General features: G+C 30.6%; 15 protein-coding genes. All 15 read right to left on the bottom strand.

Annotated elements, in window-relative coordinates; all coding sequences use genetic code 11:
• Positions 1-5: 5 nt before the first annotated feature.
• The 15 genes from QRN68_RS09270 to QRN68_RS09200 all read right to left on the bottom strand — a co-directional run bounded on the left by QRN68_RS09270 (position 6) and on the right by QRN68_RS09200 (position 20062).
• Positions 6-758 (bottom strand): glycosyltransferase family 2 protein, encoded by a 753-nt coding sequence (locus QRN68_RS09270; protein ID WP_285396542.1) that lies wholly within the window; start codon positions 756-758, stop codon positions 6-8.
• Entirely contained in the window at positions 755-1897 is a 1143-nt protein-coding gene (locus QRN68_RS09265) for a glycosyltransferase (RefSeq protein WP_285396541.1), read from the bottom strand. The genes QRN68_RS09270 and QRN68_RS09265 overlap by 4 nt, the downstream gene beginning before the upstream one ends.
• Positions 1898-2096: 199 nt before the next feature.
• Positions 2097-3593, bottom strand: a complete 1497-nt coding sequence (locus QRN68_RS09260; RefSeq protein ID WP_285396540.1) for a glucosyltransferase domain-containing protein — start codon at positions 3591-3593, stop codon at positions 2097-2099.
• Between the two features lie 115 nt (positions 3594-3708).
• The gene (locus QRN68_RS09255) at positions 3709-3876 is read right to left on the bottom strand and encodes a hypothetical protein (protein ID WP_285396538.1); all 168 of its coding nucleotides are present in this window, start codon (positions 3874-3876) and stop codon (positions 3709-3711) included.
• Between the two features lie 73 nt (positions 3877-3949).
• The gene (locus QRN68_RS09250) at positions 3950-4897 is read right to left on the bottom strand and encodes a haloacid dehalogenase-like hydrolase (protein ID WP_285396537.1); all 948 of its coding nucleotides are present in this window, start codon (positions 4895-4897) and stop codon (positions 3950-3952) included.
• A 10-nt stretch (positions 4898-4907) separates the two neighbouring features.
• Positions 4908-5771 carry a UbiA prenyltransferase family protein gene (locus QRN68_RS09245; RefSeq protein ID WP_285396536.1) on the bottom strand — a complete coding sequence of 288 codons (864 nt, stop codon included), beginning with the start codon at positions 5769-5771 and terminating at the stop codon, positions 4908-4910.
• Between the two features lie 40 nt (positions 5772-5811).
• Positions 5812-7164 (bottom strand): glycosyltransferase family 39 protein, encoded by a 1353-nt coding sequence (locus QRN68_RS09240; RefSeq protein ID WP_285396535.1) that lies wholly within the window; start codon positions 7162-7164, stop codon positions 5812-5814.
• Positions 7161-8180, bottom strand: a complete 1020-nt coding sequence (locus tag QRN68_RS09235; RefSeq protein WP_285396534.1) for a glycosyltransferase family 4 protein — start codon at positions 8178-8180, stop codon at positions 7161-7163. Before QRN68_RS09235 ends, QRN68_RS09240 begins: the two co-directional genes overlap by 4 nt.
• Entirely contained in the window at positions 8180-10498 is a 2319-nt protein-coding gene (locus QRN68_RS09230) for a methyltransferase domain-containing protein (protein ID WP_285396532.1), read from the bottom strand. The genes QRN68_RS09235 and QRN68_RS09230 overlap by 1 nt, the downstream gene beginning before the upstream one ends.
• A 1-nt stretch (position 10499) precedes the next feature.
• Positions 10500-11774 carry an ABC transporter ATP-binding protein gene (locus QRN68_RS09225; RefSeq protein ID WP_285396530.1) on the bottom strand — a complete coding sequence of 425 codons (1275 nt, stop codon included), beginning with the start codon at positions 11772-11774 and terminating at the stop codon, positions 10500-10502.
• Between the two features lie 12 nt (positions 11775-11786).
• Entirely contained in the window at positions 11787-12575 is a 789-nt protein-coding gene (locus QRN68_RS09220; RefSeq protein WP_285396529.1) for an ABC transporter permease, read from the bottom strand.
• On the bottom strand, positions 12572-14398 hold the full coding sequence (locus tag QRN68_RS09215) for a polysaccharide biosynthesis protein (RefSeq protein ID WP_285396528.1): 1827 nt from the start codon (positions 14396-14398) through the stop codon (positions 12572-12574). The genes QRN68_RS09220 and QRN68_RS09215 overlap by 4 nt, the downstream gene beginning before the upstream one ends.
• 95 nt (positions 14399-14493) lie before the next feature.
• Positions 14494-16035, bottom strand: coding sequence for an O-antigen ligase family protein (locus QRN68_RS09210; RefSeq protein WP_285396526.1), 1542 nt, complete (start codon positions 16033-16035; stop codon positions 14494-14496).
• A 17-nt stretch (positions 16036-16052) separates the two neighbouring features.
• Positions 16053-16550, bottom strand: coding sequence for a tetratricopeptide repeat protein (locus QRN68_RS09205; protein ID WP_285396524.1), 498 nt, complete (start codon positions 16548-16550; stop codon positions 16053-16055).
• 179 nt (positions 16551-16729) lie between these two features.
• A complete protein-coding gene (locus QRN68_RS09200; protein WP_285396523.1) occupies positions 16730-20062 on the bottom strand; it encodes an S-layer homology domain-containing protein in 3333 nt (1110 codons plus the stop codon).
• Positions 20063-20455: the final 393 nt, after the last annotated feature.

Here is a 20455-nt window from a genome sequence, read left to right as displayed (position 1 = left end):
ACCTTCTATAAATAGTGCTTCTTAACAGCATTCCATGCATAATGAACGAAATACCAAGAAGCTTTTAATCTATTAATATTTTCTGACTTTCTATATACAATCCACATCTTCTTCGCTACCTTGAGCTTATTACTTGAAGCAGAGTTTCCTACAATCCGATAGCTTGCCAACATTTCTTGAAGGCAATACGCTTTATTATTATTTCTTAAAATTTTTAACCATAAAGCAGTGTCCTCAGGTTGCAAATTAGGCATAATCGGCTTACCAAGTTGCTCAATATTTAGCATAACAGTTAAACAACCAATCGTTGTGTTTTTTAACAAACTTTTATATTCGATGACACTAGGACACGTTACAGTTTTATTAAGAGAATTCCCCTTCTCATCAATCATTTTATAATTAGTAAAAGAAAATGTATAATTGTTACTTTCCATAAACTTCACTTGTGCTTCAAGCTTATGTTGATTCCATAAATCATCACTATCTAGAAAGGCTAAATATTTCCCATTTGCAGCTTGAATACCGTAATTCCTAGCAGCCGCAGCCCCACTATTTTTCTCTAACTGATATATTTTGATACGCTCATCTTTTTTACTAAAGGCGGTAATCATTTCTAAACTATTATCCTTTGAGCAATCGTCCACAATTATCAACTCAAAATGAGGATAGGTTTGATTTAAAACTGAATTAACCGTATCCTCTATAAAGCGTGAACTATTAAAAGAAGGCGTAATAATAGAAACTAAAGGATGATTCATATTGTGTCACCTTTTTTCGTAATAGATTTATAAATTTCTATTAATTTCCTTTTAGAGGTATCCCAGCTAAACGCTGGATAAATAGATCTTGCATTATTCCCTTTTAATATTAACTCTTCTTTACTAATAGATTTAATCACTTTGCTTAAGCTGTGCTCATCAAATTTCGTAATATATCCTATATCATATTTTTTAACAAATAAATCAATTGAAGTATTTTCAGCTACAATACAAGGTTTTCCTAAATATAACGCTTCATATAATTTATTCGGGGAAGCGATTTGGTTATGCTGATAGCTTGGGTCATACACCATATAAATAACATCCATTTGGCTAGCTACAGATAAAATTTCTTCTAATTTAAGATACCCTATATAATGAACATTATCATCAGTATCTGCATACTCTACTATTTTTGCCTGTAATTCACCTTTACCAGCAAACCATAAAGAAACATTTTTTTGCTTTAATAATAATTCAATGCCTCTATCTTTACTAAGTGCACCATAATAAAAAATATTTAACGTGTCACCATTTGTTTTTATTTCATAGTCCTTTATTTGTTGTGGTGGATCTATACTATTGTTAATAATTACTGTTTTATCTTGAAACGCTTTTGGAATATTGACAAGTCGGTTTTCATCAGGTATTATTACTACTTTTGCATGATTCATTATTCGTTCACTTAAATTTTTAATCATTGATCGAATAAACTTAGGAATAGGACTATGAAAAGTCTCAACAAAATCAGCAATATCATAAATAAATTCAAACTTTAATTTTGGATTTAGTAGCTTAGCTATATAAACAGGTAATGCCAAATCAAAATCAATTGCATGCACAACCTTATATTGCTGACCATTTTTAAAAAGGAATAATATCACTTTTATAATAAATATAATTTTGTTAAAAACTGTAATGATCCCTTTTCCATAGGGTGTATTCCCACAATAAATTGAGTGAACAGTAATTCCTTCTAAACGAAAACTTTTAGTTGCATTTTGAATAATCTCGGCATTTACTCCACGGTTCCAATTCAATATATCTACTTCATAGTCCGCTTCTTTTAATGCGCGGGCAGCACGTGGCAAACGATTCGCGATAAATGCACTGTTTTGTGCGAGTAGGATTTTGATCATAATTCACTCCTAAAATCCCAAAAACCTAGATTAATAATAAAATTTACAAAATTATTAATCAAAAACAATTAAAAAACCTATAATTAATGCAGGTTTTGGATGTTTTAGGAAGGATATAAACTTAGTTCATATTCCTTCCCTTAATATTAAAGATCCTTAACTAAAAAGGTTGTAAAATATCCCGCTTCTTAAGTTTTAATCATTGAGGGAATTTAATTATTATTACATCATTTATAGATTTTATAGATTCTTTGTTAGGCCATACTGGCATATTATTTATTTCATTGCTGTAACTAGATAGTATAGTCTCTTCATCAATAGAAGGTGGATTTTTCATTCCAATAAAATGATTCAAATAATTTGCGAATTTCTGAGTACTATTTACTAAATACGCACTAGTACCTGGACTCATAGGAGGTGTCTTTTCATCATACAAACTATTTGATGGTAAGGTAAGTGATGGATCACCAATTATTACAAGCGGTATATCATCCTTATATCCATCAATATGTCTAATATCAAAAGAAACTTGAGTTAACATTGAAAAAGTTTGATTATTAATTGTTTCTAACTTTTCATAATAAATGTTCGTAATTATAATTAAATTAAACCCAATAATAAATAATAAAATGAAATTAGCTTTATTAAATATACTATTTAAATGTGTTTTATTTTCAATTATCAGCAAATCAAAAATTATAATACCTAAAGCATAGATAAAGACCATTTGTTGTATCATCAAATTGTGATACCAAACATTTGGTGAAATAAAGTAAATTATAAAAATAGAAAAAGGCAGTATTAATAATGAAACCACTATTTTTATTAATTCAAAGATACTTTGTTTTTTATTAAATATAATTATAATTAAACCTATAAAAAACATAATAATAAATATTAAATTTAATATTTCAAATATATTTACAAATTTAAATGAAGAAAAGAAGTACATATTGAAAGTTTCTAAGGATTTTCTAAAGGCATTAAATATCGTTGTTAAACTTATACCTGCTTCATTTACTCCTTGATAAGATGTTAATTGATTTGTCCTTTCAAAAAACTTAAAATGCAACACATATAATATTAATCCTGAAACTGTTACTATGGCACCTTGAATATAAAATTTGATTGATTTATTTTGAAGTACTGTATCTCTTATAAATAAAATTATTAAAAGTGTTATTATATAAGCTAAATTTGATTGATAGGTACCCAATGAAATATAAATAAGTAAAGATACTATAACTACTACAAACCAATTATTTTTCATCCTAATAAGATATAGAGAAAATACAGCTAATAAAGTCGATAAAAAATAGGCATCTGTCAAGAATGAATATGTCAGAGTTCCTGAAATACTCGGAAAAGCTGCATAAAGTATTGTAAATAGTAAGATTAATTTTTTATCTTTTATATCAAACAACTCAATTAAGAGCATCACTGTTATACTTATATATACAATAGATAATAAACTATTAAAATACTGTAAATCAAAATAACTACTAAAACTCGATAGGAAAGATAGTGTAAACCTACCTACCTCGCTACTATCAAATTTCGAATAATAAGTTCCCCACATACTATCAACATTTTGTAAACCATTTACTATTAAAAATAAATGTATCAATAAAGTAATAATAAATGCATATTTTAATGTAAATCTAATTCTATTTTTGTTTTGAAAAAAAGTTTTCAATATATAATCCTCCTCGTATATTAAAAGTAAGAGCCCTTTCGTATAGAAATTCAAGTTGATCAGGACAGTTGAACACCTAGAATACAGTTCACTCGACTTACTTATTTTACTTTTTTTAACAAATATACAAAATAAAAGGCTCTCCACCAAAACGTGTGGTTGATTTCCGTTCCGACTGGGCGCTTTCCTGGGGGCGTCCGATGAGCCGCTTCACTCGCGAGGCTCGCTCCAGGGTCTCATCTGTGACGCTAATCCCTAAGGAGTCGCACAGTCTCCGCTCCAATCAACTAATATGCAGCGCATATATTTTAAAAAATGTCATCCACAACTTTTGGTGATGAGCCAAATAAAAACAGCTACTTTCTTAGAGCAAAAAATTTAACCATTAAAAATGTAATAGGGACCCCAAGAATAGCTGACATAGTATAAACAATTATTTCTCTTAAATTAAAATAATGTAAAAATACAAATACCATTACGAACTGTATTACGAAATTCGGAATATAGGATATACAAAACTTAACAAATCTTACCCATGATAAGGTATTTTTAAAAACAAATGTAGAATTTAAAATATATGATATCGTTAAGCTGCCTGCATAACCTAAAATAAACGCTAATGTCCCATCTAGTGTTAAGGAAAATATAGATGAAAAAACAACTCCATTTATTGTATTGACTATACCTACAAAAATAAATAATATAAACTCTTTTTTTATTGAACTATGATTGTTTGACATTTCAAATTCATTCCATGGAATATGAATTTTATCTTTTACTCCAAAGCTTTTTTGAGCCATTTTAGCCATAGGCGTGTCTGTTAAAGAATCTGAGTAAAATTCATTAATTATTGTATCCCCATAACTTTCATAGTATCTATTTGTTTTTTCTATCCCATAGCAATTTTCACTTAAACATTTTCCTGTATCCTTATCGACAACCGAGGCTATTAAATATAATATGCCTAGTTCATTACAAATAGGCTTCAAAAGAAACTCAGGAGATGCAGAGATTATAAGATCATCAGGCTTTTGTTGCTTTATATACCATGGTTGGATTCTATGTTTGTTAGCTATCCAGAAATCTATTAATTTTACATCGGTATTTTTCACATATTTCAAGAAAATATAAAATGTTTCCTTGAATTGAAGTTTAGTAATCATTCCTAACTTATATTTAATGAAACCTAGAATTTGAATTGGTAGCAGTAATATTAGTAATGGTTGCTTTTTTATACAAAATACATAAAAATCTAATGTACTATCACCCTTATAAATTGTCTTGTCAAAATCATAAACATTCATGTGACTCACCCTAAATATATAATATTCCTAATGTAATTAGGATAAATAAAGCAACCATCCCTATTAAAACTTTATCTTTTAATATCACTTCTACTGGGTCACCATCAGAATCTCCTTCTATGTTCAAACTATATTTCATGCAGATAAGTATTACTAAAGGAACCGTCCAAACCAAGAAATTATTAGATAATCTAGCAATAGTTAAAGGATCTACTGTCCATAATGAATAAAACGTAATAGTTAAAGCTAAACTCATATACATATTTTTATCTAAAAAACTTTGATTGTAGTATTTTAAAACTTTTCTTGATTTATTTTTTTGCTTTATTAATTCATTTCTACGTTTACCTAGCCCCAAATAAAATGACATTGAAATTACCGTTAAATATAGCCAACTTGAAATCTCAATGCCTGTAATTCCTGCCCCATATATAACTCTAAAGACAAATCCAGATACTAATATCGCAACGTCAATAATAGGTAAGTTTTTCAATCCATTGCTATAAGCAAGATTAAAAATTAAATATAAAATCAGAGAAACCCAAGCAGCTAAACTATTATTTGCTGTATAAACATTTATAATCGCTGCTATTATTACTAATGAAACACCTAAAATTTTTGCATTAGTAAGAGAAATTAAATTTGCTGCTAATGGTCTTTTGCATTTTGTAGGATGAAGGCGATCTAATTCTACATCCTGTATGTCATTTATTATATAGATGGCAGAAGCTACTAAACTGAATGCCAAAAAACCTAAAAATGATTTAAAAAGTAACTCAATGTCAAATAAATTACCGCTAAAAATTAATGGAGTGAAAATTAAGCCATTTTTAATATAGTGGTGTATCCTCATAAGCTTTATATATGATTTCATTTATCTAGTCAGTCTCTTTCTTAATAACGCCAGTTATTTATTATTCAAAATTCTCTATATTCAAATTAACAAAACTAGAAACTAGTTTTTTGAAAATAAACACGAAACCTATAATAAATAAAAATAATACTGGGTAATTATATCTTGATTGCCCTTCAAAGCAAAAGCTAATTAATATAAAGAACATTATATTAATTGTAGGAATTGATATAACATATGGAATATTCCCTTTTTTCAATTTTAATAAAAAATATATCCCTCCCAATATAGTAAATAAAAATCCAAATATAGTAATTGAAAATATAATTATATCTGTAAGAAATGTGAAAGTATAAATATTTCTAGCATATTCACTCCAAGGTAATTGTTCTTCAAGTGTTTTTACCCACGAACTCATAGACCAAATCTGAATATCAGAAGCCCCACTAAAAAATGTTGCTTTTACCCTTAACAATCCTACTTTGAAAAAATCCACAGGATGTTCCATTATCCATTGAGTAGCAGCTTCTTGGTATAATGGAGCAGCTTTAGCGTTTAACGTACCGTGCTCTATACCTATATCTTGTAAATTTTTCATTAGATTTTGAGTTGGTTCTACAGCTGCAACATCCATGTACATTCCATTCGAATTTTGAGAATTATTATTTATGTATAATACATAACCACCATTATAAGAAACTGGAATAAATTCCCCGTGATTCTTATAATTTAGAATAGTCATAGGAGCTATTACAATCGCCATAAATACTCCAACTATACTAAACTTCAAAATTGTTTCTTTAAAAGTTCTATTTTTAAAATAATATATTATCGCTAATATTATAGGATAGATCATAAATTGTGGTTTGGTTAATGCTGCTAATCCAATAAGAATCCCTAATAAAGGAAATTTCATTTTGTTATTGAGTTCACCTAAAAATACTAATATAATTGTTGTGAACAAAAACAAGAAAAAAGTTTCAGTTCCCAAAACATTATTGTATGCAATATAATTCGGCAATATCACCATCAATAGAAGTACAATTAATGCAATTATTTTGTCCTTAAATAATTTCCGACTAATCATGTATACAATTATTAGTGTAGCTGTTGAGAAAGCGACATTTACTAGTTTAGCAATCAAAATATCTGTGCTGCCAAATAAATAAAAGAACAATGCCAATAATAATGGATATCCAATTCCTTGGTACCCTAGTAATGGATGTGTCTCACCATTAACTATACTTACCGCTATGTCATAATATGTTTTATAATCTGAAATTGGTTCGTTAGGTATCTTTATAACCCAATATAATCTTAGACCAAAGCCTACTAAAACTAAAAATAAGGCGATTACTTTAAAAAACTTTTCTTCCTCGATAATTTTTCTTATTTTTAAAAGTACCTCACTCAATATAACTCACTCCAATCTTGTAAAAAAGCATTATCAGTTAAATCCTTTTTCAGAGTTGTTAATTCTTGCATACAATTGTACCTATTATTTAGGATATACTCAATCTTATTTACCGCTTCCTCAATATCATTTAATTGGTATAGAAACATTCTATTATCATTTACTAAATGACTATGAATATGTGAAGCAATAACAGGAATACCATAAACAATCGCCTCAGCTACTGATAGACCGAAGCTTTCTCCTTTAGAAGAAGAAATAACAACCCCATTATTTTCTTTAACTTGTTTAAGTAATTTAGGAATTTTATCAAAGGCAATAGGAGGAAGATAAATAAATCTATTCAAGATACCTTTCTTTTCAACTAACTTAAATAAATCCACCTCTGAAGTTAGTGGACCTGCCACAATTAAAAGGAATTTGTCTCCTAATTTTTTTTGTAGTAGATTAAAAATTTCAACAGACTCCTCAACATTTTTCAATTTATCTATTCTCCCTATATAGGTAATAGGAATTTTATTTAATTTTTCACTATTAATTTCATCTACTTCAAACATACTCTCAGGAATAAAGTTTCTAAAAACAAATATTTTTTCTCTTAATCTTAAAGGAAGTTCTTGTAAAATATCTGACTTAAACTTTTTTGATGGAACAATTAATCCTTTTATATTCATTGGTAATTCAGCAAGATACTGTCTATTTTCTGCATATGCTGTATGGCATTCGAATAATATCTTTTCATAATTCTTTACCATTTTAAATATTTCTGGGGTATCTATAGGATGTATTGTATCGTATTTTTCGGGGATAAAATCTTCAACAATTTTTAAATAGCGTCCTAAAGACTTTTCTTCAATATACCGATTTAACAGTTTTTTCCCTCCAGAATCGTGGAGGAAAAAAACATCTTGGGCTACATCAAAATTTGAAGCTTTAAATGCAAGAGCACGATTTAATAGTACTCTTTCTACCCCTCCCATTGTAGCCCATTTATAAACATATAGTACTTTATGCATTACTTCAATTCTCCTTTAAATAACGATTGGAAGAAATCTGTATTATCTATTTCATGCATCATTTTTCTAAATCTACTTTCCCATGTTGAATTAACCAAAAATTCTTCCAACTCAATGACTTCTAAAGAATTATTCATTATTTTCGTATAAACTTCTTCCACAGACTCTATTACGTTTTGAGTATCGTCACAATGAGTCACAATAGGGTAATTCCCTATATGCGGAATTCCTGTAGAAATAGTAGGTAAACCAAAAAATAGATATTCATAAATTTTAATCGGATCTACAGCTATTGAGAGTTTAGATTTTTTAAATGGTATTAACCCTAAATGCCATTCTTTCACATAGTGATGTAGCTCTCCAGGGTGAACTTTCCCATAAAATTTTATATTTTTATACTCTTTTAATTTTTTTAAAATTGTATCATCTACACCATAGCCTATTAGATGGATAAAGAAATTTTCTTTCTTAGCTAAATCAAAAACTAAATCCCAGTCAAACCAAGAACTAGTTAAATGACCAAAATAACCCATATGAATCATATTATCAATGGCCTCTTTTTTTAATGCAATATCTCTCATCTTCGAGATATTCTCATCATATCCATTCCCAATCACTAGAATATCATTCCTTAAAAAATTAAATTTTCCCTTTAATGGCTCAGAAACACCTACTACCAAATCAGAATTTACAATAATCGCCTCTTCTATTTCTTTTTTATACCAAGGGGCTTCACCGGTGTTGTAAAATTCTTCCCATTCATCCATTATGTCGTAAATAATGTGAAAAGCATTCTCCCTAAATGGCACAATTAATTTATAAAATGCTTCAGTTGGAAATGTTATAAAAAATTTCTTATCCTGAATTTCATTAATTAAATTAAATTGAGTTTCTATAAAATCGAAAAGTGGAACTTGATAGATTCTTTCTAAAAAACATTCATAGCTGTTATTAATTGAATCTTTTTTATCCCATTGCCAAGCAACATATACTACTGCATAACCTTTTTTAGATAAATATTTTGCTAAGTTTATCGTTCTTTGATTATATAGTTCATCAAATTCAAAAGCTGAAGGAATAATGGCAATTCCTTTTATAGCACCATTTCTATATTCATTTAATATTTTAGAATATAAATCAATCAATTTTACACTATTGTTTACAACATGATTAGTTTCCCTAGCATTTATATACACAAAAGAACGATTGACTGCTTCCTTTAGACCCTTTGTTTTTGAAATATATATAAATTTCTTCATATTACTTTTCACATTCCGTACTGAATGTATGAATCTGTAATATCTATTTAGAATACGCCAACCTTTTGTTTGTTGCATACTTAGTATTTGATGGTTTAAATTATAAAGCTCATGATTATTATGGTATATTTGTTGTTCTAATTGAGTAGTCTTTAATTTCCCCTCTTCAATATCCTCCAAAAAGTGATTGATTATATTTTCCTTTTTTTCTAAGGAACCTACTAAACTATTAATAACCGTGTCTTTTTCTCCTAAGGAATTTACTAGATTATTAATAATAGAATCTTTTTCTTCTATTTTTTTATAAGACCAATTGAGATTGTCTTCCTTCTCTTTAATATTAGCCTCTAACAACTTGATTTGTTCTATATTTTTAAAATACTCATCTTCATAAAAATTGTCTATATTATTAAAAGCAGCCAAACTCAAATTATTTTTTCTATTTGTAGCTTGATTTGAATATATTATAATAGCTTGTTTTCCAGTCCAATGAGTACCTTCAATCAACTTACAATCTATTTCCTTAAAATATGTCAAAACATAATCATTTATCTCTAAAGGAAATGAGCTATATTCAAATGTATATAAATGTTCTTTAATTCTTTCCTTTTCTAAAAAGGGAACCATAATAATTAAATGTTTAATCGTTTTGTCAATTAATAATGGAATAATTTCAAAAGGATTGGTAAAATGCTCTAAAACATTAGAACAAACAACTATATCAAAATGATTAGGGAGATTCATTATATCTCCTTGTACATACTCCACATTTGGGTAATACTCTTTAGCTTTGTTAATAGCTTCTATAGAAAAATCTACCCCTAAGATTTTCGAATGCGGAAAACTATTTGCGAGTAATTGTGTGCCGTCACCTTCAGCACAACCCGCATCACATAAAGAATATTGTTGTTCCTCTATTCCATTTAATAGCCATTCTGGAAGATTTTCTAATAACAATTTGAGAAAAAAAACTGTTTGTTCTCTCCCTAAAAAGCTCTCCCAATTTGTTTCAAAGCGATCATCCCAATACTCCATACTATTTATTTTATGTTCATTCATTTTACTGCTCCTTGATAAAGTTAATAGTTTGACTAACGGGTGGATGGAAATAACCAAATATTTTCTTTTCACTAATTACTTTGAAATATTTAGCACCTTCAATATAATCATAATATTCCGGTTGAATATTCTCTCTATTTTCAATTGCAACTACTAGTATATAGTCATCATCACGTAAATAATTTTCAAATTCAAATATTACCTCAATTATCTTACCGTTAATTTTTGATAATTTATGCTTATGATCATAGGTGGTGCTAACCATTAAATCTGTACCAACTTTATTTTTTATTGAAAATGCTATACTACAAAAATCCAAGTTAACTCCACTCGGTATTTCAGAAATAATCTTAATAAACATTTTCTCTTCAAAGTTAATAACAGACGTTTTTTCATTTTTAGAGTTAAATATCTCTACGTATTTAATAATTCCTTTTTGAGAGCCCCATCTATTGATTTCCTCAAATTGTGTAGTCATTTCTGTTAAAGATAACTGTTCATCATTAGAAGATGAATCACTACTAATCTCTTCATCATTCATAAATTTCATATAATCTGCAGTTACCTCTAATGTTTGCCCATACATCACCATTTCACCTTCATGTATCCACAATACTTTATCACAAAATGTTCGTATACTAGATACATCATGGCCTACATACAAAATGGTTGTTCCATTTTCCTTTAATTCATTCATCCTATTAAAACACTTTGCTTGAAATTTCATATCTCCTACTGCCAACGCTTCGTCAATTATCAAAATTTCTGGATCAACATTGATTGCTACAGCAAATGCTAATCGAGCAAACATTCCAGATGAATAAGTTTTTACAGGTTGATATACATAATCTCCGATATCAGCAAATTTCAAGATGCTGTCTACTCTTTCATCCATTTGTGATTTAGTATATCCCATGATTGCACCTTGAAGGTAAATATTCTCAATACCTGTATATTCTAAGTTAAAGCCAGCACCTAGTTCTAGTAATGCCGCAATTTTCCCATTTACCTTAACCATCCCGGCGGAGGAACTTAAAACACCAGTAAGTATTTTTAATAAGGTTGATTTCCCTGAACCATTCTTACCTATAATTCCAAAAGTCTCACCTTTTTTAACATCAAAGGATATTCCTTTTAAAGCATAAAACTCTGTGTGATATTTGCGACGTGTAAAACTTAAAGATTCTTTTAATCGATCCTTAGGATTATTATAAAGTTTATATACCTTATCTAAATCTCTAACAACTATAGTTGCATTTTCTTTTATATTCTTCATGACGTTCCCTTCTTATAGTACATCTGAGAAATGAGGTCTTAATTTTTTAAATAGAAATATACCTATACATAAAATAAACAATGTAACCAACCAAAAATAAATTGTAAGCAATGGATCTTCCCAAAACCAACGCTTATATATGAAAACATTACGATAACCTTCAACCAAATAATACACTGGATTTAATTTAAACCAAAACTGTATACTAGGCGGTACAATAGTGAATGACCAAAAAATCGGTGTCAACCAAAAACCAAATTGTATAAACACTGATACAATTTGCCCTACATCTTTTGAGAAAATAGCCAGCGATGATGTAATCAATGTAATTCCATATACTAAAATAATAGAAGCAATTAAAAAATAGAATATTTGTAAATAATAAACATCAAGGTTATATCCATAAACAAAAAATAAGACTATCCCAGCTACTAAAAAAATTATATGAATAAACAAACTGGATAAAAGTTTGATAATAGGAAGAAGGCTCACCTTAAATACGACTTTTTTCACTAAGTAGCTATTATCTAATATAGAATTTGTCCCTACTGCTATTGCTTCTGATATAAAAAACCAAGGAACAATACCTGCTACCAACCATAAAACAAACGGAACGTTGTCTACAGGCATGGATCTAAAACCAATTTGAAATACAAACCAATAAATTAAGATTAAAATTATTGGATTTATAAAAGCCCAAAAAATCCCCAAATAAGATCCCAAGTACTTGACCTTAAAATCATTCTTAGCTAACTGTAATATTAAATTACGATCTTTAATTAAGTTTATAAAATAACTCATATTTGTATTAACCTCTCTGGTGTATACTGTGTTTCTTCATTTATTAGTTTCTTTAATAAATCCTGAAGTTCACTTTCATTCAAAGATAAATAATTTTCTTGTAAGTAATCAACATTCTGTAAGTATTGGTTATTATTAAAAACAAATATTTTAGAATGGATTTGTTTATAGTGTTGCTCACTTTTATAAAAAAGTTCTTCATGAATCTTTTCACCTGGTCGAATACCCGTATTAACAATTGGAATTTCTTCCTCTGTAAAACCTGATAAATGAATTAGTTTCTTGGCTAAATCTGTAATTTTAACTGGTTCGCCCATGTCTAATACAAAAGTTTCTCCACCGTCAGAATAACTTGTAGCTTGTATGACTAATTGTGTTGCTTCTGGAATTGTCATAAAGTATCTAGTCATGTCTGGATGAGTTATAGTAATGGGACCTCCGTTTTGAATTTGCTGTTTAAAAATTGGAATAACACTTCCACTACTTCCTAGTACATTACCAAATCGAACAAACGCATACTTTGTTTTAGAGTTTATATTTTTTCCATTGACAATCAGTTCAGCAATACGTTTTGTTACTCCCATCACGCTTTCAGGGTTAACGGCTTTATCGGTTGAAATTAAAACAAATTTTTCAACCTCGGCATTGTGAGAAGCATCCACCATATTGTTTGTTCCAAAAATATTCGTAGCCACAGCCGAATATACATTTCCCTCCATTAATGGTACATGTTTGTACGCCGCGGCATGAAAGACCATTTTTGGTTTATGTTTTTCAACAACCATAAATACACGTCTTCTATTTTCAATATTCAATATTTCTGTTTTAATTACTGTTGAACATTTTATTCTTTCTAGTTCATTCCTAATTTGAAATATATTAAATTCACTATGATCAATTAATACTAATTCTTTTGGATTGTATTTAATTAACTGTCGACAAAGTTCAGAGCCTATAGAACCTCCTGCACCAGTAACTAAGATAATGCTGTCTTTTACTTGTGCTGAGATAATTTCATTGTTTAATTTGATAGGTTCCCGTCCTAATAAGTCTTCAATGGATACATCCCTAAACTTACTATAGCTCAATTCTCCAGTAGCAAACTCTCTATATTTAGGGAGCAACTGAACATCCTTACAAACTCTTTTAGATCTTTGAATTATCTGTTGTAACTGCTCTCCTCTAAGGCTTGGCATAGCTATTATTATATGCTTTATATTGTAATGTTCTACAACAGCTTCTAAATCTTTTAAATTTCCAACTACAGGTATGCCGTTTATTTCTAAATTTTTCAGTTTTGGATTATCATCTAAAAAAACGACTGGATTTAGAACACTGTCTGTTTTCTGTAATTCTACTGAAATACTTCTGCCTGATACCCCAGCTCCTAATATAAGTGTCGCTTTTCTTTTTAATGAACTTTCACGAATTACATTATCTCGCCTTAATTGTATATACCTCCAAAATAATCTAATTCCACACAAGAATACAAGATGTAATATTAACGTTAAAAAAAGTCCTCTTTCATATAAATCATTAAAGAAAATAAGTTGTGATGCTGCGGTTATTAATATCGATAAAATAACTACTTTACACAAGCTTATTAATTCATCAATATTTGCATACTTCCAAATTCTTTGATATAGGTGAAAATAAAAGCATAATATGTGATGACTTATTAATAATATGATAGAACTCAACACTAACATCAAATCGACTGTTGGATTAAACGGGTTTAAGAAAACATGTGCTAAAAAAATAGAAATTAAAACAATTATTGAATCGATGATTAATAAAGAAATCAATCTAAACTTATAATTCAATTTTTATCTTCACCTCGCCAGATGACAGCATATATCTGCAAAATAATTGCAGCTCCTATTTTATTGAGCTGCAATTATTTTGCATTATTATTAGTTCATGTTGTTTTTTTAAAAGTAGTAGCTAGTAATATTCCAGCCATTACCCACATCCCTGCAGATATTCCTGGCAAGCTATCATTAAATAACGCTTGGACTAAATACGCTCCCCATGCTATTCCTAATATCCAAATCATCGAATGATTAGATTTAATAGCAATTTTTAGTGGGCTAAATAATGAAAAAGTTAATATGATGATTCCACATAAAAAACCTATTATTCCTGTTCCATATAGCCAGCCAACATACATACTATGGGGTTTATCAATAATTGTATTTTCATCAAATATACCAGCACGTGCATCAATATTATAATGCGGGAAATTATACATAAAAGTATCCAACCCATACCCAAGGAAGGGACGATCTTTCACTAATTCAAGGCCTTTACCCCAAATATAAACACGCCCTGTCCCAGCACCAATAGCTCTCTCAGGCAACACAGGCAATTCAAATTTTTCGGCAGCATAAGCCTTTGTCATCCAGTCAAATTTTACATCTGTATTTATACTTGTAGCTGACACAGGCTCTTCCTTTGTATAAGGATTAGATTTTATTACAAAGCCTACAGATTCAGTCCAAACACGTGCATCCTTACTTGCAAGCACATGAAACACAGGGGCACTTGCTACTAAAAATACCGCAATCATCGCAAAGCTCTGTGCTTTCTTTTCTGATCTAAATGCTACAAACAATACGACAATCATCATTACACAAACTGTTAAAAAACCACTTGTTGAAATAGACATCAACATCACAGCTACTGACATCACAGCTATAACTAAATGTCCGATAGCTCGACCAATATTTTTCTCTAAAACAGCAGCTGTTAGGTACATTACTATCATAATTGCGAACATTCCACTCATAAAGTTCCATTGATTTAAAGTTCCCACTAAAATAGAACCTTCAGTAATATCTGCCCCTTCAGGTAAAAACAACTTTACAAATTTACTAATAGCACTATTTTGTAATAAATCATGCCCATAAAAATTCATTGTAATGATAAACAAATTAATAATCACAAATGGATAAAGCGAATATAAAATATAGTTTAGAGCTTTTTTCGGATACTCAATATTCATTGCAATAAAGAACAGAGACAAATAACATAACCAGCTAATTGCACCATCTGATTGGTTATACATTCCATGCAATGCAATTGAAATATTCGGTGAGAAAATTGTTGATAAAATAATAGCAAACGCGAATGCTCCTATTGCATAATTCAGTTTTGTTTTGCGAATTCCGCCATTCATAAACAAAATTTTAGCCATAAATATGATAGCTACTATTATTGTAATTCCCACTACAAATAAGGCTTTATAATGAGTGAATAGATCACCTTTTACACCACCAGTTAAAGCAGTTACATTTGTAATTAGAGGAGTTTGAACTTCTTTAACACTTGCCATAACGATTAAGGGCGCAAAGCCAATGACAACAAGAAGCAATCTAAATATCCATTTATCTACAGACTTTTGAGATTTAATATCTTCCTCAACATCTCGATAAGCTACTTTTTCGTAGAACTTACTCATCCTTTATGTACCATCCTTTATTGCGAATTTTCGATTTGTGCCAGTAAAGAAGCAACATGATCTTGATAATTTGGTATTTCCTCTGGTGCCCAACCTCCATCTTGGCAACGTAAAAGAACTTTTTTAGCATCTTCATACCTTTCAACAGCTACAAATAATTCTCCAAGTTGAATCATGAACATAGGATCTTCTACTTTATGAGGATTTATATCCAATGTTTTTTGCATATATGTCGTTGCTTGTTTCAGATCGTTCTTATTAGCAGCTATAATTGCAGCTAAATAATTTGCTATTTCAGAATTTGGTTCTTCCTTTAATACCTTTGAAATTGCATCCCAAGCATCTTCAAAATTGCCTTCTGATTGCAATTGAACTGCTTGATTATATAAAGCCTCATTGGCTGCAAATTTTTCGTCTTGCTTGCTTGCCATCACATTTGCAACAATCAAACCAACTACAATAAATGCAACTACCCCAGACAATATATATTTTCTAATTGACTCAGTAAATTCCATTTTGACCTACCGTCCTTAACTAATGTCATTTTTTTCACATATTGATATTATACTATAAGAAGTGCTCTTTATGTTGATTTCACAGCAATCAAACACAAAAAAGGTAATGTGGGATAGACCACATTACCTTTTCTAATTCAACGAAGCACTATAAATATCTATACATTGAAGTTAAAAGATTATTTAACTTTTACTGCATCAGTACCAGTTGGAATTGTTACTGCTTTATCTGCAAGTTTAGATTTTAAATCTTGACCATTCACTTTGAAAGTAGTAACAGCAGTTTCTTTAGCAATTGCATTTGCTTGTGGAATTGTTACTACAACATCAGAGCCTGATACGCTTGCTACTGTACCAGCAACACCATTGATTTCTACAGCGTTACCTGTAGCTACATTCACAGCTGTTGAGAATGTGAATGTAATTTCTTGGTTAACTGCTGCAGAACCTACTACACCATTAGTAGTTGTTACAGCAGCAAGGTTACCATTTACATAAGTGAAGTTTTCACCTTTATCATTTCCTGTTAACTCAAGAGATGAACCATTAACTTTAGCAGTTACTCCACCATTATTAGCTTTATCACTAGTGATTTTTGTAGCTAAATCTGCTAGAGAACTATAAACAGCAGCATCATTTGCAGAAGCATTTACATTATAAGTATATGCTTTACCGTTAACTTTTAATGTATCACCTACATTAAATGTAGCAATTGTAGCAGTTGCAGTTGTTGTAGTTTTAGCAGCAGATGCTTCTTTAGTGATTTTTGCAGAAGATAATTTTAATGCAGCTTCATTTACTTTACCTGCAGTACCAGCACGAACTACTTTAAATGATTTTTTACCTTCAGCATCTTCTTGATATGTTACAACTACACCTTTATCGTAAGATTCTAACTCCTTGATAAATGCGTCCACACCAATAATTTCAGCACCGTTACCACCGTAGAATTTAGCATCTTTTAGTTTGATAGGATCTTTACCAGCAAATACTAATTCTTTATCGTTAACTTCTACAACATCAGCAGTAATTTGTTTATCTACATCTGTAGTTGAAGTGAATTTTGCAGTTGCTTCTTTAGAAGTAAATGCATAATCTTTGTTATCAGTGTTAAGTGCAACACCAGTTGCAGTCACTTTTACAGAAGTTGATTTTCCATCAACTGCTACTACTTTTAAGTCAGTATTTGGAGAATCATAAGTTACAGTTAAGCTACGATTCGAAGAAATGATTTCATTTCCAACTTTTACATCATTAGCACCTGTATTGAAGATTGTGTAAGTAACTTTTTTGATGCTAGTATTTGGCACTTTTTTGTTACTTTGGTTCACAAGTTCAGCACGGAATGTAGCAACTTCATTTCCTTTGAATTCAGTTACTGCTTTAGTTGCATCTTTAGCATCATTGTATGCTTTAACAGCTCCGCCATCAAGGTATGCATTTTGGAAGTAAGAGATTGGAGCGATAGCTTTTGGCTCTCCTTCATCTAATTTACCTTGTTTAGCATTTGATGTATTGATGTCAATCCAAGCGATTGGAGTTGCATAATCGTTTTCTTTATCTGAACCAATGATGAATGTAGCTTCACCTTTGTCATTTGTTTTTACAGAAATTTGCTTAGCTGTGTTTTTGCCATCAGCAGCAGATGTTGGGTAGTAAGATTGTTTATCATTCTTGTCAACCTCAATGAATTTCGCATCAGAGTTTGTGCTAATTACACGGTCTAAATCTTCATTCAATGCTACGTTAACGATTTCGTTTTTAGCTAATTTGCCATCTTTATCTTTAACGATAACTTTGTATTCACGACCATTTTCAGCATAACGTGCTGCTACTTCGCCGCCTTCACGAGTCATTTCGATTGTGTATTGAGCTTGTAGTGCACCGAATGTTACTTTAGAAGCAGTTGCTTGTAAAGCTGATGCTTTATAAACTTCTAATTTTTCATTTTTAGTGTCGTTTTCAGCAAATACTACTGGAGTAACAGCTGTGTTTGCACCTGATACAGTGAATGTAGCTTCACCTTTAGAGTCAGTAGTGATTTTAGCTGTAGCTAAACCAGTGTTGTTGCTTAATTGAAGAGCATTAACACCATTAACTGTTGCGTTTGATACTTTATCAGAAGTAACGTTCATGTTTTCCATGAAACCTACATTGAATGTTTTGTTAGCTTCTGGTTTACCAGTTTTAGGGTTTTTGTAAGTAACTTTGTAAGTTTTGTTAGCACCGTTGTTGATTGTAGCACCTGTAGTTACTTCATCAACCGCTAGGATTGTGTCAACACCCCAGAATACATAACCAATTGAGAATTTAGAACGGTCACCAGTTGCATATGCAGTTACTTCATCAGTACCGTCTTTGTAACGAGTGAAAGAATAAGTTGCTACACCGTTTTCATCAGTGATTGCTTCACCAGTTAATGTTGGTGTAACGCCATCGTTGTTGTTACCTGGTACGTAGAAAGTTACAGGGATACCAGCTTTAGATTGACCTTCAGCTACAGTAACTTGTGCTTTTACAGTTGCTTGTTGACCAAGTTTACCTTGAGCAGCAGGAGTAATTACTTCAACTTTAGTTGGAATTACAGCTGATACACCTTTGAATTTACCGATTTGGTCGCCGCCAAGAGATACAGTGTACTCTTTATCAGCTGTTTGTGGTGCAGTAGTTAAAACAACAACTTTTTTGTTAGTTTGTTTTACAGCTGCGTTTTTAACTTCTAGATCTTTGATTTCGAAGTTAAGAGCTTGTACGTTTTCAACTTCTTTGTCAAATGTAATTTCAACAGTTGTGTTGTTGATAGCTTTTACAGAAGCTTTTGCATTGTCTGGTAATTCAAGATTGATTGTACGGTCTAAGAATGAAGCAAATTGACCACGAGTAATAGAGTCAGTTGGTTTGAATGATTTACCTGGTAGCTTAGCTGCATTTGTAAGTTCAGCATACTCTAAAGCAGTGATTGCTTCACGTTGTTCAGCAGAGAAAGCTTTGTCTAGGTCAGCGATTTCGCTCTTGAAACCTTTTGCTTTGTATTCTTTTACTAAATCAATTTCATAGATTTCGTTGATAGCACGCACTAAAACAACTGCCATTTGTTGACGTTGCATATTTTGCGTGAAGTTTAAGTTGCCGTTTGAACCAGCGAATACGCCTTCATCTTTAGAAAGAGCAGCATATTTTACTAATTCTTTTTCAGCTGTTAATGGAAGATCGTTGAAGCGTTGTTTTGTATCCCAGTCAGCTGGAACTTCAAAGCCTTCAGTTTCTAACCAACGGCCTAATAATTTAACTACTTGACCACGGTTAATAGTTTGGTTTGGTTTGAATGTGCCGTCAGCGTATCCATTGATGATACCTTTATCAGCTAAAGCATTAATTGATGCCTCGTGTGAGTTACCTGCTACGTCTGTGAATCCTGCTGCAGAAGCCACTGGTACGATTGCAGATGCTACTAATGTAGCTGTAGCAGCTGTTGCTACGAATTTTTTGTATTTCTTTGGTTGGTTAGCCATAGAAAAATTTCCTCCTCTAAGTTCAAAAATTATGTTTCTACTACATAGAAATGCAGTAAATAAACAACTACACATAAAAGTATAGTTGTATCCCTAAAAGTTGTCAATCATATTTTGGGAAAGTTTCTAATTCGCTCCCGGAAAAATAAGGACATACAACTCTCTTTTACCATTGTTATCTATTTACGCTTATTTTTCAAGTGATATTACGTAACTTTTCCAACAAAATTCTGGTTCATTATCAATAAATGTTCAAATTTCTTAAAATCATATAAAGTGAAACTTCAGTCAGTGGGGTTTCTTCATCCCCAAAATTGGGCTTTTACGAACAGTTAATCTTCCACCTAATTTTTTTGCTTGCGTTGGATGGTGAGGTGGGAGTCTTGTACCTAG

Source organism: Lysinibacillus sp. fls2-241-R2A-57, from assembly GCF_030209535.1.
Lineage (GTDB): Bacteria > Bacillota > Bacilli > Bacillales_A > Planococcaceae > Lysinibacillus.
The sequence above is the reverse complement of the archived record's forward strand: the minus strand, read 5'-3'. Positions and strand labels throughout refer to the sequence as shown.

What these genes read in the sequence shown, in the direction of transcription:
- QRN68_RS09245 (WP_285396536.1), bottom strand. Translation starts at nt 5,771, where the DNA reads ATGAAATCATATATAAAGCTTATGAGGATACACCACTATATTAAAAAT.
- QRN68_RS09210 (WP_285396526.1), bottom strand. Translation starts at nt 16,035, where the DNA reads ATGAGTAAGTTCTACGAAAAAGTAGCTTATCGAGATGTTGAGGAAGAT.
- QRN68_RS09250 (WP_285396537.1), bottom strand. Translation starts at nt 4,897, where the DNA reads ATGAATGTTTATGATTTTGACAAGACAATTTATAAGGGTGATAGTACA.
- QRN68_RS09230 (WP_285396532.1), bottom strand. Translation starts at nt 10,498, where the DNA reads ATGAATGAACATAAAATAAATAGTATGGAGTATTGGGATGATCGCTTT.
- QRN68_RS09235 (WP_285396534.1), bottom strand. Translation starts at nt 8,180, where the DNA reads ATGCATAAAGTACTATATGTTTATAAATGGGCTACAATGGGAGGGGTA.
- QRN68_RS09270 (WP_285396542.1), bottom strand. Translation starts at nt 758, where the DNA reads ATGAATCATCCTTTAGTTTCTATTATTACGCCTTCTTTTAATAGTTCA.
- QRN68_RS09220 (WP_285396529.1), bottom strand. Translation starts at nt 12,575, where the DNA reads ATGAGTTATTTTATAAACTTAATTAAAGATCGTAATTTAATATTACAG.
- QRN68_RS09225 (WP_285396530.1), bottom strand. Translation starts at nt 11,774, where the DNA reads ATGAAGAATATAAAAGAAAATGCAACTATAGTTGTTAGAGATTTAGAT.
- QRN68_RS09200 (WP_285396523.1), bottom strand. Translation starts at nt 20,062, where the DNA reads ATGGCTAACCAACCAAAGAAATACAAAAAATTCGTAGCAACAGCTGCT.
- QRN68_RS09205 (WP_285396524.1), bottom strand. Translation starts at nt 16,550, where the DNA reads ATGGAATTTACTGAGTCAATTAGAAAATATATATTGTCTGGGGTAGTT.
- QRN68_RS09265 (WP_285396541.1), bottom strand. Translation starts at nt 1,897, where the DNA reads ATGATCAAAATCCTACTCGCACAAAACAGTGCATTTATCGCGAATCGT.